The sequence below is a fragment of the Nostocoides australiense Ben110 genome, assembly GCF_001050535.1.
Lineage (GTDB): Bacteria > Actinomycetota > Actinomycetes > Actinomycetales > Dermatophilaceae > Nostocoides_A > Nostocoides_A australiense.
In genome coordinates this window covers 2,561,189-2,575,192 of sequence record NZ_HG764815.1, presented here as the reverse complement: position 1 = coordinate 2,575,192, position 14,004 = coordinate 2,561,189, and the positions used below count along the sequence as shown (strand labels likewise).

Here is a 14,004-nt window from a genome sequence, read left to right as displayed (position 1 = left end):
GCGCCGCCCCCATCGCCGATGGCGCCCGCCAGGGAGGCCTGAGTCTCTGATGGCCAACAACACTGAGATGAGGAACATCTGATGCCCGGACCCCAGCGTCGAGGCACCGGCGCCGCCGACCGCGGCGGCGACCGGCCCGAGCGCGGCGAGCGTCGCGGCCGCGACGGTGACCGTCGCGACAACCGTCGCGGCGATGCCGCAGAGAAGTCCCAGTACCTCGAGCGCGTGGTGACCATCAACCGCGTGGCCAAGGTCGTCAAGGGTGGTCGTCGCTTCAGCTTCACCGCTCTCGTCGTCGTCGGCGACGGTGACGGCACCGTCGGCGTCGGCTACGGCAAGGCCCGTGAGGTCCCCGCCGCCATCGCCAAGGGTGTCGAGGAAGCCAAGAAGGCCTTCTTCAAGGTGCCGCGCATCGCCGGCACCATCCCGCACCCCGTCCAGGGTGAGGCCGCCGCAGGCGTGGTCCTGCTCCGCCCGGCCGCCCCCGGTACCGGTGTCATCGCCGGTGGCCCGGTGCGCGCCGTCCTGGAGTGCGCGGGCGTCCACGATGTGCTGTCCAAGAGCCTCGGCTCGGACAACTCCATCAACATCGTCCACGCGACCGTGGCCGCCCTGAAGGACCTCGAGCGTCCCGAGGCCGTCGCCGCTCGTCGTGGCTTGCCGCTGGACGAAGTAGCCCCGGCCGCCATGCTGCGCGCCCAGGCCGCCGCCACCGCCGGCGCAAAGGCCGGTGCATGATGGCACGTCTGAAGGTCACCCAACTCAAGGGCATCGTCGGCGAGAAGCACAGCGCGCGGGAGACCCTGCGCACGCTGGGCCTGAAGCGCATCGGCGATGTCGTCGTCAAGGAGGACCGTCCCGAGATCCGGGGCATGGTCCGCACCGTCCGTCACCTGGTGACGGTCGAGGAGGTCGAGTGATGGCTGACAAGGCCAAGGACACCGCCGCCACGGCGGGCACCCACGCTTTGAAGGTGCACCACCTGCGTCCCGCCCCGGGAGCCAAGACCGCCAAGACCCGCGTGGGTCGCGGTGAGGGCTCCAAGGGCAAGACCGCGGGTCGTGGCACCAAGGGCACCAAGGCCCGCTACCAGGTGCCGGCGCACTTCGAGGGTGGCTCCACCGCCATCCACATGCGCCTGCCCAAGCTGCGCGGCTTCAAGAACCCCTTCCGCACCACCTATCAGGTCGTCAACCTGGACAAGATCACGGCGCTCTACCCCGACGGTGGCGCTGTGACGGTCGAGGACCTGGTGGCCAAGGGCGCCGTCCGCGCCGGCGAGCCGGTCAAGGTGCTCGGTACGGGCGAGATCACGGTCGCGGTGCAGGTCACCGCGGACGCTTTCTCCGCCTCCGCCAAGGAGAAGATCGAGGCCGCCGGTGGCTCCACTGCCACCGCCTAGGGCTTTCCGGCAATGAGCCAACGGGTATGCCGTGTGGTGAGGTCTTTCGGGAACTCACCACACGGCATACCCCGTTAAGTAGCCGATCTGGCTCGGTTGGGCGCGGCACGCGCCGCCGGGGTAGATTGCACCGGGAGAGAACACCTGGCTCTCCCGCGCATGACGCATCCCGCCGCCGCACCTGGTGAGCGGGAGGAGGGACCCGACCTTGCTTTCCGCCTTCGGCCGCGCGTTCAAGACGCCGGACCTACGCAAGAAGCTGCTGTTCACGCTCTTCATCATCGCCATCTACCGGCTCGGGGCGCACGTCCCGACGCCCGGCGTGAGCTACCCGCTGGTGCAGCAGTGCATCCAGAACGCCCCGACGGGCGGCGGCTTCCTCGGGCTGGCCAACCTCTTCAGCGGCGGTGCGCTGCTGCAGCTGTCGATCTTCGCGCTGGGCATCATGCCCTATATCACCGCGAGCATCATCGTCCAGTTGCTCACCGTCGTCATTCCCCGGTTCGAGACCCTAAAGAAGGAGGGCCACGCCGGTCAGCAGAAGATGACGCAGTACACGCGCTATCTGACGATCGGGCTGGCGATCCTGCAGAGCGCCACCCTGGTCACCTTCGCCCAGAACCCCTCCTCTTTGATGCAGGGCTGCGAGCGGGTCCTCGTCGACGACAAGATCTCGACGATCCTCATCATGGTGCTGACCATGACCGCCGGCACCGGCATGATCATGTGGCTCGGTGAGCTGCTCACCGACAAGGGTGTCGGCAACGGGATGTCGATCCTCATCTTCACCTCGATCGTCGCCAGCTTCCCCGGATCGCTGTGGCTGATCCGCCAGCAGAACGGCTGGGGCATCTTCCTGGCGATCATCGCCATGGGCTTCCTGATCATCGCGCTGGTGGTCTTCGTCGAGCAGAGCCAGCGCCGCATACCGGTGCAGTACGCGAAGCGGATGGTCGGCCGGCAGATGTACGGCGGCACCTCGACCTATATCCCGATCAAGGTCAACATGGCCAACGTCATCCCGGTCATCTTCGCGGCCTCGCTGATGGCGCTGCCGATGATGATCGCCCAGTTCAACACCAACCCGACGGGCGCCAGCCCGGGCTGGGTGACGTGGATCAACAACACCCTGGTCAACGGGGATCACCCGATCTACATGATCCTCTACACACTTTTGATCCTGTTCTTCACCTTCTTCTACGTCTCGATTACCTTCAATCCGGAGGAAGTCGCAGACAACATGAAGCGCTACGGAGGGTTCATCCCTGGGATTCGGGCCGGCAAACCGACGGCCGAGTACCTGCAGTACGTCCTGACCCGGATCACTGTCGTCGGCGCGATCTACCTGGCGCTCATCTCCCTCATCCCGCTGATCGCGATCGCCGTGATCAACGCCAACCAGAACTTCCCGTTCGGTGGCACGTCGATCCTGATCATGGTGGGTGTGGGTCTGGAGACCGTCAAGCAGATCGAGGCGCAGCTGCACCAGCGCCACTACGAAGGCTTCCTGCGCTAACCATCGGATCCATCGACAGCTGAACAAAGGACTGACACGCGATGATGCGCCTGATCATCTTCGGGCCGCCCGGCGCCGGCAAGGGCACCCAGGCTTCCCGGATCGCCGCGCGCTACGGCATCCCGGCGATCTCCACCGGAGACATCTTCCGGGCGAACATCAAGAACGAGACCCCGTTGGGGCTGCAGGTCAAGGAGATCCTCGCGGCAGGGGGGTATGTCAGTGACGACATCACCAATGCCATCGTCGCCGACCGCTTGGCCCAGGAGGACTGCGTGCCCGGCTTCCTGCTCGACGGCTACCCCCGCACCTCGGATCAGGTCTATGCCCTCGACACCGTGCTGGCCGAGCGTGGCGGCGAGTTGGATGCGGTGCTCGAGCTGACCGTCGACGAGGACGAGGTCGTGGGCCGGCTGTTGCGGCGTGCGCAGACCGAGGGGCGCGCGGATGACACCGAGGAGGTCATCCGCGAGCGCCTCGCGATCTACCGGCGCGAGACCGCCCCGCTGGCGGCGATCTATCTCGAACGCGGCCTGCTCGTGCAGGTCGACGGCGAAGGCGAGATCGACGAGGTCAGTGAGCGCATCGGCGCCGCCCTCGACACTCGCCAGCACTAAAACTCACCGGAAGCAGCCGTCGGAGGCCTGTTGATGTTCGGTCGCGAGCGGCTCGAAGCCAAGACCCTAGACCAGGTGCGCGCCATGCGCGCACCGGGTCTCGTCGTCGGTGAATGCCTGGCGATGCTGCGGGATGCCGCGCAGCCGGGGGTGACCACCCTCGAACTGGACACGCTCGCGGAGCGCTTCATCCGCGACCACGGCGGTCGGCCAAGCTTCGCGGAGGTGCCGGGCTATCGGCACACCCTCTGCACCTCGGTCAACGAGGAGATCGTCCACGGCATCCCGGGCGCACGCGCGCTCGCTGAGGGCGACCTGCTCTCGATCGACTGCGGAGCCATCGTCGACGGCTGGCACGGCGACGCGGCGATCTCGCTGATCGTCGGCGGCCGGGAGGCCGGGCGTCCCGAGGACCTGCAGCTGATGGACGCGACCGAGGAGTCGCTCTGGGCGGGCATCGCCGCCCTGCGGGTCGGGCGCGACCTGTTCGACGTGGGTGCGGCGATCGAGAAGTCCATCCTTGCCTCCGGCAAGACGCACGATCGGGTGTTCGGGATCGTCGAGGACTATGTCGGCCACGGCATCGGGCGTGAGATGCACATGTCGCCGAATGTGCCCAACTACGCAGTCCGCGGCAAGGGTCCGACTGTCAAGAACGCCGCCACCGTGGCGATCGAGCCGATGGTCACCCTCGGCGACGAGGCCAACGAGACCCTCGCCGACCAGTGGACTGTCGTCACCCGCGACCGGATGCGCGCCTGCCACTGGGAGCACACCGTCGCCTGCCACGACGGCGGCATCTGGGTGCTGACCGCCCTCGACGGCGGCGCCGCCCGTCTCGGCACGGCCTACGCTCCGCTGGCCTGACCGGTATGTTGGCCCTCGTCAGGTAGCAGGCGGCGTCGGGAGTGGCGGGGTTGATCTGGTGAGCGGAGTTCGGCGACAGGCCCGATGTTTTCCAACCGGGTGAGCCAGTCCAGCAGTTCGTGGGAGTACCCGGCGCCGTCAACCCGAACCAACAAACTCTTGCGGTACGCGGGCGGGATTTGCGCGATCGCCTCGGTCAAGACCTGCGTGTGGTCCGCCGCGGTGTTCGAGCCGGCATTCCCCGGCCGCAACCGGGCGGCCAGGAGTTCTCCGGTGTTATCGCACCAGACCCCGATCGGGTGATACCCGAAGGTCTTCTTGAACGTGCGGGCTGCCTGTTCCTTCTCGGAGTGGGCGATCATGATCGTGGCATCGACATCCAAGACCACCAGATTCGTCGGCAACCTGGTGTCGGCCACCCGGGCGGCCGGGAGCCCGCCCGGCAGTAGCCCCCACACCCGCGCCCTGGCCTTGGCCCGCGCCGCCGCGACCCGCTTCGCGGGAGTCTCGGCCAGTTCATCCAAGGTCCGCCACACCGTTGCCGGTGAGGCCACCGGCCCAAGCACCTGCTCCTGGTGGCGCAGGGTGGCGATATCGGCGATCGCTTCCCCACCAGCGACCAGCATTGTGGCGATAGCCACCAGCACCCGGCCCCGGTCATGACCCGGGACGAACCCGCGCCGCGCGAGCGCCCTCGAGGGCGTCTCGGTCAGCCCGACCCGATCAGCCAGCAGCCGCACCGCGACACTGCCCGCGTGGGCGATCACGCCCCTCCCGTCACCAGGAACGCCCCACCCTGCCGACCACGATGTACCCTTCACCTACCAAGTGCCTTCCCGCTCGAGGAACCTGTTCTCGCAAACACGATCATCTCGTTGCAGGACAGGCACTTCGGTGCATCTCAGGCGCGTGTCACCCCTTCACTCATGAAGGGTGGAGGCTAGGAGGCCCTCCAAGTCATACAAGCCAGATAAGGCTGACTTACTTGGCGTCTAGGCTGTATGTTAACTCCATGCGGAAATCCGGGCCTGTAGTGAGCACGGCAGTTGCAATCCTAGCTTGCCTAGAAATAACGCCGGGCACTGGGGCCAGCGAGACACAAGGCCGGTCCTACGCCGACTTCAGCGAAGACCCAGGCCCGACTGACTCGCCAGCTGTTGTCGACGCTGGCATAGAGGCTGAGTTAAAAAACGTAATCGGGAATCCCACCGTCGAGGCGGTAGCCGAAGTGCCCCTACCAGAGTCCGTCGCGCCGAGTCTGCCGAGTGGCTTGGAGCCTTCACCGTCGACGGGGACTGGCGTATCAAGTGCGCGAAGAGTTCCGATGACGTCTTCCCGAACAAAGAAGTACTGCAAAGTTGGGCCGTCCGTTTGGTCAGGGTCTGGAGCTTCGGGAAGTTCCACTGCCTTATATGGCCAGGCAGGGAAAGCGTTAGTTGGCTATCCCTACCGCGCAACCGGTCAGACTTTGGGTATGTATTCGGGCGCCGAATCAAAAGCTTCACGGCCGGGGGTGCAAGGGACGCAACAGTACCAGGCCTGGGGGCGTTTCGAGTGGAAAACTACGCTGACCGGCTTTCCCTATGGGAGTTACCTCTACTACTTCTGGAACCCGATCTTCCGCTCACAAGGGGCAACTGCCTCGCGCCTGCAGGTGGGTAGCTTTCCAGTCGACTTCTCGACTGCGAGCGTTAGGTACGCTATCTCTTCCTCGATTGGATTGAGTTCAGAACCGAACTGGCGTCAAGAGTTCGGAGCGACTGATTCGAATGACGACGGAGTAACCCGGACCGAGAAAGTTCACTACTTTAATGGCCGAGCCGATGGTCCCGCTCTATATAGGAAGATGGGGATTCTTGGAGATGGTGGCTACTCCTTCGCGGTGAAGTCATTTGCTTGGGCCACCGCTAACTCTTTGAACGGGGCTGGCGCCTCGGCATTAATCGATTTTGGGTCTCGAGTAGAAGACGCTCCCTTCGAGATTTCTCCGTACACCAACGGTTTGAAGGTGAACGGGGTTACCTACACCGGCGATGCCCTGTCGTATGTTACGATGATGTTTGATCTCCCTGATGGATGGACAGCCAACTGTCCATGAGTTCACCATCAAATCGCCCGAGACTAACGAGCGGAACCGTCGCCGCATGGCTAGTAGCCCTGTCCTTTGAGGCTCTTGCGATTATGCTGGCTATACTCAGCTGGCCATTACTTGTGACAGACGCTCGCCAGAGTTTCGTTCTTGTGTTGTGGATTGTTCTTCCAATAGCCTGCTTAGTGCTGTGGCATTGGGTCAATTCAAAGCGAATTGGAAAATGACTTCGGTAGTGCGGCGGAGTTGCGGGATTCCGAGGGCGAACGAGGGTGCGATCTAATGTTCGGGCGCCGTTGTCTAACGCGGACACCACGATCCTTCGTCGATTTCGAAGTGGTCCGGGCGAAAGTACCTTCGTTGTCGCAGGTGTTGTCGTGCAGGACGAGGATCGGGAACGGCTTTGGATCGATTAACTAGTTCTGACCCTGCAACAGCGCCTCAATTAGCGCGTTGAGGGCTTCGGCCTCATCCCCTACTCGATCGTAGAGCCGACCGATCTCGTCCCGCTCTCCTCGTGTTGGACGCGTTCCCCTCCGGGGCGAATTTCCCACTGCTGCACGGATGCCGGGCTTGGGCTGTTGATCGGTGGGCGTGAAGCGTCGTCGGATCTTGCGGTTCCCTGGCATGGCATCTCCTTATAGCCGATGCCTCCACGATCCGGGGGGAACCTCATCTGGGTGCTGACCGCCCTCGACGGCAGCGCCGCCCGCCTCGGCGCGGCCTACGCTCCGCTGAGCTGACACCAAATGCTCAATTGGCGCGCATTATAGACTGCCCTTGCGCGTCCCTGGCCGGCGGGGTAGCTAAGTCCTCATGGGACTCGTGGTAGACATTTGGTCGCAGGAATCGTTGCTGGCTCCGCAACCGCATTGCTGCTTCTCTACGCCAGTATCGGCCAATCACTTTGGCCCATCTGGATGTTGCGCATATGCTGACTCTTTATATCATAACTTCAACCAGGCCTCCACAGGGCCGACGGTAGATACCGTGTTAGACTATGCGCGGGGTGTTTTCCACAACGAGACGGCCATGGCGACAGGCGACGACACGACGCCTGATTCAAGCACCGATATGCTCGCCTATGATAACTACTATACGGACTATTGGGGGGTTGGATTGGGACGGGTCCTCAACGGGCTACAACTTGTATGCCTACACCAAGTGCACTAACACTACCTTGACGGGCAATTGTGATCAGTATCAGGCGCGCTATGATCTAGCCGACGTGCTGAGTTTCAACACGAGCCAAATAAGGAGCCTAGCTTTGCATGAGACGGGTCACAGGGTTGGTCTCGACCATTCCACGCTCTCGGATTCCTTCATGCGAACAGGTCGCAATACAATCATTCACTTCAGTTCACATGATAAAGCGCATGTTGACGGGAGGTGGGGGTAAATGCGTTTACGCTGGGTGCCCATGGCGGGATTAGTTATCCTGGCCACTAGCTGCGCAGGAGGCGGCTCCTCGGTCTGGGATGAGTTGGCTCCGAGCGACGCTCGAGATGGGTTTGGCAATGGGGAACTCATCTACTCGTCGTTGTCGGAAATCGTCCCCGGAGGAATAGGAACACCGGGTTTGAGGCCGGCGGACGCCATCGTTCGTGGGCATGTCGTCGACACCGAAAAGGGCATCGGCTTCGGTGGTCCGGACGCACCCAGTGCTTCCGTCGTGGACTTCGACGATCCCCGCGCAGTCGCGAAATCGATCGCTCTTGTTGTTCGGGTCGAGGAGGTTGTTTCCGGCCATTTGCGGTCGGGCGATGCGAAGGAGGTCCGCATCCAGTGGGCTCTGCCGACCGGAAAAGACCTGGAGGCGATCGACAAGTTAATCGATTCCACGGACGAGATCGTGGCTTTTGTCAGTCCCGCCGACGAGCGGATGAAAGCAGACGGAAAACGCATCCCGGAAGCTGCCTTCTATAGCCGGACCTATTTGGCAATCGGTGGGGCCGTCGTCGGGGCGGACGGCGATGACGTCGTCACGCCCCTCTGGACAGACGATATGCAGCGTGCGCTAATGCCTGACATGCCCAAGGATGTCGCATCGTTCGCCAAGACGGTCGGCGACCTCAGTCGGCAGTCAGGATCCTGACGGCCGTCGTCGGGCAGAATCAGCCGTATGCGGTTCGATGCCACCTTTGCTGGACCACCCGCCGACGTCGTTGCGGCCGTTCGCTCCGCCGAGGCGGGTGGGTTCGACGGGCTGGGAATCGCTGAGCTGCAACACGATCCGTTCGTCACGTCAACGCTAGCGTGCGCCGCGGGGACTCCGCTGCGGATCGGGACGAGCGTGGCGATCGCGTTCGCGCGCTCGCCGATGACCGTGGCGCAGACGGCGTGGGACCTGCAGCGGCTCTCCGGTGGCCGGTTCGCGCTCGGGCTGGGCAGCCAGATCGAGCCGCACATCACCCGGCGGTTCTCGATGCCGTGGGGGAAGCCGGCGGCGCGCATGCGCGAGTACATCGCTGCGGTGCAGGCCATCTGGGCGGCGTGGCAGGACGGGACGCGTTTGAACTTCCGCGGCGACTTCTATACCCACACGCTGATGACGCCGATGTTCAACCCGGGACCGCTGCGGGTGGCGCGGCCGCGGATCTTCCTCGCGGCGGTCGGGCCACTGATGATCACCGTTGCCGCCGAGGCGGGCGACGGGCTGATCGTGCATCCGTTCACGACCCATGGCTATCTCGCCGATGTCATCGTGCCGTTGGTGGAGGAGAAGCTGGGCGAGCGAGAGCGCTCGGAGTTCGAGTTGATCGGCCAGGTGATGGTCGCGACCGGCCACGACGAGGCGCAGATCGCCGCGTCCGTGGTGGCGGTGAAGGCGCAGCTGGCGTTCTATGGCTCAACACCGGCATACCGTCCTGTTCTCGAGCACCACGGGCTCGGCGCCCTCGGCGACGAACTCAACACCCTGTCGAAACGCGGCCAGTGGGCCGCGATGGGGGAGCTGATCGACGACGCGACCTTCGAACACTTCTCGGTGCGCGGCACCCCGCAGGTGGCGGGGGCGGAGCTCGCGCGGCGGTTCGGGGATCGTTATGACCGGCTGTCGCTGAGTTTCATGGCTGGTGCCGATGCGAGTCTGGCCGGTGAGGTGGTCAGCGCGGCCCGGGCGGCCATCAGCTAGGGCCTGCCTCGTCGAGGTACCAGTCCGGCAGGGGGCCGGGCCGCAGATCGGTCGGGTCGCCCGGCCGGGCCAGGGTCAGCACCGCGCGTTCGATCTCGGGGCGATCGTTGAGCATCTTCTCGGCTCTATCGAGGCGTTGTGCCACAACGGATTCTGGGTCGTCGCCGACGATATCCACGGCGGCGACGAGGAAGACCCGGTCCGGGCCGACCCACTCCAGGTGCAGGAAACTCACCCGCGTGATCGCCTCATGCTGCAGCAGCGCGCGCAGCGCAGAGTCGCGGGCCAGCGGAGTGGCTGCCTCCCCGGTGAGCAGATCCATATTGCGGCCGATGAGAAACAGGGCAACGCCGCCGAGCAGGATCCCGACGAGGATCGACCCGGCGGCGTCCCAGGCCGCGTTACCGGTGATCTGGTGCAAGGCCAGGGCCCCGGCGGCGATGGCGATCCCGATCAAGGCGGCGGCGTCCTCGGCGAAGACCGCCCGCAGCATCGGATTGGACGTCAATCGGATATAGCGCAGCGGCGCCAGCCGGCGGGTGGCGGCGCTGTTTCGGGTCTGGCGCATGGCTTGGGTGAAGGAGATGCCCTCGAGGACGAGCGCGATGCCGAGCACGGCATACGCCCAGCCGTAGGAGGTGCCCTCGCCGCGCTCACCCAGTGAGGTGATGCCGTGCCACACCGAGACGGCCGCGCCGACGGCGAAGAGCCCGAAGGCGGCGAACATCGACCAGATGTAGCTGACCCGGCCGTAGCCGAGGGGGTGCGTGGCATCGGCGGGCCGCTTGGCGCGGCGGGTGCCGATGAGCAGGAATATTTCGTTGGCCGTGTCCGCCCACGAGTGGGCCGCCTCGGCAAGCATCGCCGCCGATCCCGTGACAATCGCCGCGGCCGTCTTCGCCGCAGCGATGAGCGCATTGGCGGCGAAGGCGATCGCCACGGTCAGGACGCTCTCGTCGTGCGGCGGCTCTGGCGGTGCCGGGGGCGCGGGCGCGGGCGTGCTCACCTGGCCGACTCTATGACGTGTGGGGGATAGGGCCTTGGGGAATGGTCCTTGCGCGCACCACGTTGGACGACATGAATTCGGTCCCGACCATTTGGAGTTCTGCCATGGCCACTCGCAACCTGACTGCCAACGACATCCAGTCCACCGTCGTCGAGAATGACATCGTCCTCGTCGATTTCTGGGCATCGTGGTGCGGCCCGTGTCGCCAGTTCGGACCGGTGTTCGAGAAGGCGTCCGAGGAGCACCCCGACGTCGTCTTCGGCAAGGTCGATACCGAAGCCGAGCAGGCGCTCGCCGCCCAATTGAGCATCACCTCCATCCCGACGTTGATGGCCTTCCGCGAGGGGATCCTCGTGTTCAACCAGGCCGGGGCGCTGCCGGCGGCGGGTCTGAAGCAGGTCATCGAGGCGGTCAAGGGCCTCGACATGGAGCAGGTGCGCAGCCAGCTCGTACCGGCCCAAGAGAGCTGACACAACCCGAACACCTCCTGTGGCGTCATCGAGACATCGGTGATTCCACAGGAGGTGTTGTCATGTCCGGGCTGATCGCGGCCGACCTGCGTGAGCGCATGGAGAGTGTCGCACGGGAGGTGGCCGGGCCGGCATACCGGCGCGCGAAGCGCGAGTGGCAGTGGCGCCGGTGCGGGGCCGACCTCGACCTCGCCGTCGGTGCCACGGAGGATTATCCGTATGCCGTGATGCAGCACTCGACGCCGATGCTCCGTGAGCTGCAAGGCCTGCCGATGCAGTTGCAGCACAACAAGATCACCAACCTGCGGTTGGCCGTCGCGCCGCTGGATGGCCGCGTCCTGCGGCCGGGGCAGCGGCTGTCGTTCTGGAAGTTCGTCCGCAACCCGACGGCGAAGCGAGGGTACCTCGAGGGCGTCGTCCTCGACGACGGGGTGCTGCGGCCCGGTGTCGGCGGCGGCCTGTGCCAGCTGACCAACCTCATCTACTGGATGACGCTCCACACCCCGCTGACCGTCGTCGAGCGGTGGCGGCATACGTATGACGTCTTCCCCGACAACAACCGGACCCAGCCCTTCGCGTCCGGCGCGACGTGCGCCTACCCGGCGCTCGACCTGCAGATCGAGAACCGGACCGCCGCGGCATACCGCCTCTCGCTGTCGGTGGGGGAGACCCACCTCGTCGGGGCGTGGTCGAGCGACCTGCCGCCGCGCGAGCACTACCGGATTTATGAGGCCGCGCACGTGATCACCAATGACGCGCCGCGGGTCTACACGCGCCGAAATATCGTCCGCCGCAAGGTGATCGGGCCGGATGGTGTGGAGACCGCCGACGAGCTAGCCTGCGAGAACCACGCCCAGATGATGTACGAACCCTTCCTCCCGCCGGCCCCGGTGCGCGACCAGATTGGCCAGCAGTGATGTGCCGAGGGGATCCGCCAATCCGCCAAGTCCTCCCGCAGGGCTGAGGAAGCGGCGGAAGTTAGTTAGCTCCCAGGGCTAGTTCATTCTTGATGTTCCTGTGATTGTTGGGGTGTCGAGGAGGGTGAGGAGTTCGTCGTTTCGGCGGTGGAGGTGTCGGGTGGTGGCGGCGATGGTTTTGCCGTGGTGGTGGTGGCGGATGAGGCCTATGGCGAGGTTGCGTAGGGTGGCCATGATGCGGGGCAGGGTGGCGGTGCGGACTTGGGATCGGTCTTCGTCGAAGGTGACGTCGCGCACGTGGTGGACGCGGTTTTCGATTGTCCAGTGGCCGCGGATGTGGGGTTCCCCCCGTTTGATGGACATCGGTTAAGCGGCCTGCTCGGCCGCGGTGGTGATCCGGTTTTCGAAGGTTACCGGGCTGATTTGGCCGAGTGCTGAGTGGCGCCGTCGGCGGTTGTACACGGTCTCGATCCAGGTGCTGACGGCGGCGATAGCCTCGGCACGGGTGGTGAACTCGTGGCGGGTGTAGAACTCCGTTTTCAGGGTCGACCAGAAACTCTCGATCTGGCTGTTGTCCCAGCACACTCCGGTGCGCCCGACCGAGAGTCGCACACCGACCTCGTCGGCGACCTCGGCGAGTTGAGCTGAGGTGTATTGGCAGCCGCGGTCGGCGTGGAAGATCACCCCGGCCGTGGAACCGGTGGCCGGATCACGGAAGGTGACCGCCCGCCGCAGCGCGGTCTCGACGATGTCGGTGTGCAGGGAGTCGGCGAAGGCATACCCGAGCACCCGGCGCGAGCAGCCATCGCGGACCGCGCACAAGTACAGCCACCCCTCGCGCGTGGCTAGATAGGTGATGTCGCTGGTCCACACCAGGTTCAGCGCGCCCTGGTCGAACCGCCGCGCAACCAGGTCCGGGATCGCGTGCACCCGCTCGTCACTGATAGTGGTGATCGGGGTCCATGGGCGCGGGCTGATCCCACGAATATTGTTCTGGCGCATCAATTTCGCGACCGTCTTCTCCGACACGACCTCGCCGGCATCGCGCAGGTCCGCGGTGATCCGCGGCGCCCCGTTGACCCCATCCGAGGCGTCATGGGCGACCTTGATCTTCACCAGCAGATCCGCTGCCCGCGACGCCCGTGGACCAGGCTGCGCGCTCTGACGGGCCTGCCAGGCGTAGAACCCCGACCGGGACACCCCCAGCAACTCGACCATCCGCGTGACCTCGTAGGTGGCCTTCTCCGCCGCGATCAACTCGAACGCCCGCTCGGGCTCGAGTTCTCCACGATGAAGAAGGCCGCTGCTTTTTTCAGGAACTCCCGGTCCATCCGCAGCTCGACCACTTCCCGGCGCAGCCGCTCCAGCTCGGCCCGCTCGTTGATGTCCAGCGCCTCGGGCGGGTCATCCATCCGGGCCCGTTCGATCGCGACCCACCGGCCCAGCAACTGCTCCCCAACCCCGATCTCGCGGGCGACCTCAGCGATCGTGCGCTGCGTATCGATGACCAGCCGCGCAGCGTCCTGCCGATACTTCGGGGTGTAACTCTTCCTCTTGGCACCCATACGGGGCATCCTCTCCTGCCAGGCCCTACCAGGCCCAGCTATCCAGGATGTCCATCAAACGGGGTGGGTCTGTCCGATGAACGGTGTAACTGGCATTTGGGGTTTGTTCCTTACAGGTTCTCCGCCGCGGGCATCCGGTCTTTGAATGTGACGGCGAAGGCGTTCAGGGCCGGCTTCCACCTGGTGACCCATCGTGCCTGGCCGAGGCCTTTGGGGTCTAGTGAGCGGGTGACCAGGTAGAGGGTTTTCATCGCGGCCTGTTCGGTCGGGAAGTGGCCCTTGGCGTTGACCGCGCGCCGGTAGCGCGCGTTCTGAGACTCGATCGCGTTCGTGGAGAACAAGACTCGCCGGATCTCGACGTCATAGTCCAGGAACGGGATGAACGTCGACCACGCGCCCCGCCACAGGGTGGCGATCGCTGG

Annotated in this window: 17 protein-coding genes; 12 read left to right on the top strand and 5 right to left on the bottom strand. The window is 64.9% G+C overall.

Annotated features, from left to right (window positions below; translation table 11 throughout):
• Positions 1-81 precede the first annotated feature (81 nt).
• The 6 genes from rpsE to map all read left to right on the top strand — a co-directional run bounded on the left by rpsE (position 82) and on the right by map (position 4,402).
• The gene (gene rpsE / locus BN11_RS12405) at positions 82-738 is read left to right on the top strand and encodes a 30S ribosomal protein S5 (protein WP_048698158.1); all 657 of its coding nucleotides are present in this window, start codon (positions 82-84) and stop codon (positions 736-738) included.
• Entirely contained in the window at positions 738-920 is a 183-nt protein-coding gene (rpmD, locus tag BN11_RS12400) for a 50S ribosomal protein L30 (protein WP_048698157.1), read from the top strand. The genes rpsE and rpmD overlap by 1 nt, the downstream gene beginning before the upstream one ends.
• The gene (gene rplO / locus BN11_RS12395) at positions 920-1,402 is read left to right on the top strand and encodes a 50S ribosomal protein L15 (RefSeq protein ID WP_048698155.1); all 483 of its coding nucleotides are present in this window, start codon (positions 920-922) and stop codon (positions 1,400-1,402) included. Before rpmD ends, rplO begins: the two co-directional genes overlap by 1 nt.
• Before the next feature lie 208 nt (positions 1,403-1,610).
• Positions 1,611-2,918, top strand: a complete 1,308-nt coding sequence (gene secY / locus BN11_RS12390) for a preprotein translocase subunit SecY (RefSeq protein ID WP_048698153.1) — start codon at positions 1,611-1,613, stop codon at positions 2,916-2,918.
• A 44-nt stretch (positions 2,919-2,962) separates the two neighbouring features.
• The gene (locus BN11_RS12385) at positions 2,963-3,535 is read left to right on the top strand and encodes an adenylate kinase (RefSeq protein WP_048701374.1); all 573 of its coding nucleotides are present in this window, start codon (positions 2,963-2,965) and stop codon (positions 3,533-3,535) included.
• Between the two features lie 33 nt (positions 3,536-3,568).
• Entirely contained in the window at positions 3,569-4,402 is an 834-nt protein-coding gene (map, locus tag BN11_RS12380) for a type I methionyl aminopeptidase (protein ID WP_048698151.1), read from the top strand.
• Here the strand turns inward: map and BN11_RS12375 are convergent.
• A complete protein-coding gene (locus BN11_RS12375; RefSeq protein ID WP_083433720.1) occupies positions 4,384-5,223 on the bottom strand; it encodes a transposase in 840 nt (279 codons plus the stop codon). The genes map and BN11_RS12375 overlap by 19 nt on opposite strands.
• A 653-nt stretch (positions 5,224-5,876) precedes the next feature.
• On the opposite strand from BN11_RS12375, the gene BN11_RS22710 reads away from it, so the two are divergent.
• From BN11_RS22710 to BN11_RS12365, 4 genes are all read left to right on the top strand, one after another.
• The gene (locus tag BN11_RS22710; RefSeq protein ID WP_157044120.1) at positions 5,877-6,500 is read left to right on the top strand and encodes a hypothetical protein; all 624 of its coding nucleotides are present in this window, start codon (positions 5,877-5,879) and stop codon (positions 6,498-6,500) included.
• A 991-nt stretch (positions 6,501-7,491) separates the two neighbouring features.
• Positions 7,492-7,890 (top strand): matrixin family metalloprotease, encoded by a 399-nt coding sequence (locus BN11_RS26155; protein WP_157044119.1) that lies wholly within the window; start codon positions 7,492-7,494, stop codon positions 7,888-7,890.
• A gap of 21 nt (positions 7,891-7,911) precedes the next feature.
• Positions 7,912-8,586, top strand: a complete 675-nt coding sequence (locus BN11_RS12370) for a hypothetical protein (RefSeq protein WP_162213227.1) — start codon at positions 7,912-7,914, stop codon at positions 8,584-8,586.
• A 27-nt stretch (positions 8,587-8,613) separates the two neighbouring features.
• On the top strand, positions 8,614-9,624 hold the full coding sequence (locus BN11_RS12365) for a TIGR03617 family F420-dependent LLM class oxidoreductase (RefSeq protein WP_048698148.1): 1,011 nt from the start codon (positions 8,614-8,616) through the stop codon (positions 9,622-9,624).
• Here BN11_RS12365 and BN11_RS12360 read toward each other — a convergent pair.
• Positions 9,617-10,630 carry a cation diffusion facilitator family transporter gene (locus BN11_RS12360; protein WP_048698146.1) on the bottom strand — a complete coding sequence of 338 codons (1,014 nt, stop codon included), beginning with the start codon at positions 10,628-10,630 and terminating at the stop codon, positions 9,617-9,619. The genes BN11_RS12365 and BN11_RS12360 overlap by 8 nt on opposite strands.
• Before the next feature lie 104 nt (positions 10,631-10,734).
• Here BN11_RS12360 and trxA point away from each other — a divergent pair, with 104 nt between their 5' ends.
• Complete coding sequence (gene trxA, locus BN11_RS12355) at positions 10,735-11,100, top strand: thioredoxin (protein ID WP_048701371.1); 366 nt, start codon at positions 10,735-10,737, stop codon at positions 11,098-11,100.
• A 62-nt stretch (positions 11,101-11,162) separates the two neighbouring features.
• Complete coding sequence (locus BN11_RS12350; protein WP_201329256.1) at positions 11,163-12,017, top strand: VanW family protein; 855 nt, start codon at positions 11,163-11,165, stop codon at positions 12,015-12,017.
• Between the two features lie 78 nt (positions 12,018-12,095).
• On the opposite strand, the gene BN11_RS24700 is transcribed toward BN11_RS12350, so the two are convergent.
• From BN11_RS24700 to BN11_RS12330, 3 genes are all read right to left on the bottom strand, one after another.
• Entirely contained in the window at positions 12,096-12,380 is a 285-nt protein-coding gene (locus tag BN11_RS24700) for a DDE transposase family protein (protein WP_048698144.1), read from the bottom strand.
• Between the two features lie 3 nt (positions 12,381-12,383).
• Positions 12,384-13,591 (bottom strand): IS3 family transposase gene (locus BN11_RS12340; protein ID WP_157044116.1). Its coding sequence is split into 2 segments (ribosomal slippage): positions 12,384-13,322 and positions 13,325-13,591, totalling 1,206 coding nucleotides; the frame shifts between segments, so codons are not numbered across the junction.
• A gap of 101 nt (positions 13,592-13,692) precedes the next feature.
• Positions 13,693-14,004 (bottom strand): transposase (locus tag BN11_RS12330; RefSeq protein ID WP_048698140.1); only part of this gene is annotated, 312 nt, incomplete at its 5' end.

Bases quoted from the DNA above. Each gene is read 5' to 3' on its own strand.
- rpsE (WP_048698158.1), top strand. From the start codon at position 82: ATGCCCGGACCCCAGCGTCGAGGCACCGGCGCCGCCGACCGCGGCGGC.
- rpmD (WP_048698157.1), top strand. From the start codon at position 738: ATGGCACGTCTGAAGGTCACCCAACTCAAGGGCATCGTCGGCGAGAAG.
- rplO (WP_048698155.1), top strand. From the start codon at position 920: ATGGCTGACAAGGCCAAGGACACCGCCGCCACGGCGGGCACCCACGCT.
- BN11_RS12385 (WP_048701374.1), top strand. From the start codon at position 2,963: ATGCGCCTGATCATCTTCGGGCCGCCCGGCGCCGGCAAGGGCACCCAG.
- map (WP_048698151.1), top strand. From the start codon at position 3,569: ATGTTCGGTCGCGAGCGGCTCGAAGCCAAGACCCTAGACCAGGTGCGC.
- BN11_RS22710 (WP_157044120.1), top strand. From the start codon at position 5,877: ATGTATTCGGGCGCCGAATCAAAAGCTTCACGGCCGGGGGTGCAAGGG.
- BN11_RS26155 (WP_157044119.1), top strand. From the start codon at position 7,492: ATGCGCGGGGTGTTTTCCACAACGAGACGGCCATGGCGACAGGCGACG.
- BN11_RS12370 (WP_162213227.1), top strand. From the start codon at position 7,912: ATGGCGGGATTAGTTATCCTGGCCACTAGCTGCGCAGGAGGCGGCTCC.
- BN11_RS12365 (WP_048698148.1), top strand. From the start codon at position 8,614: ATGCGGTTCGATGCCACCTTTGCTGGACCACCCGCCGACGTCGTTGCG.
- trxA (WP_048701371.1), top strand. From the start codon at position 10,735: ATGGCCACTCGCAACCTGACTGCCAACGACATCCAGTCCACCGTCGTC.
- BN11_RS12350 (WP_201329256.1), top strand. From the start codon at position 11,163: ATGTCCGGGCTGATCGCGGCCGACCTGCGTGAGCGCATGGAGAGTGTC.
- BN11_RS24700 (WP_048698144.1), bottom strand. From the start codon at position 12,380: ATGTCCATCAAACGGGGGGAACCCCACATCCGCGGCCACTGGACAATC.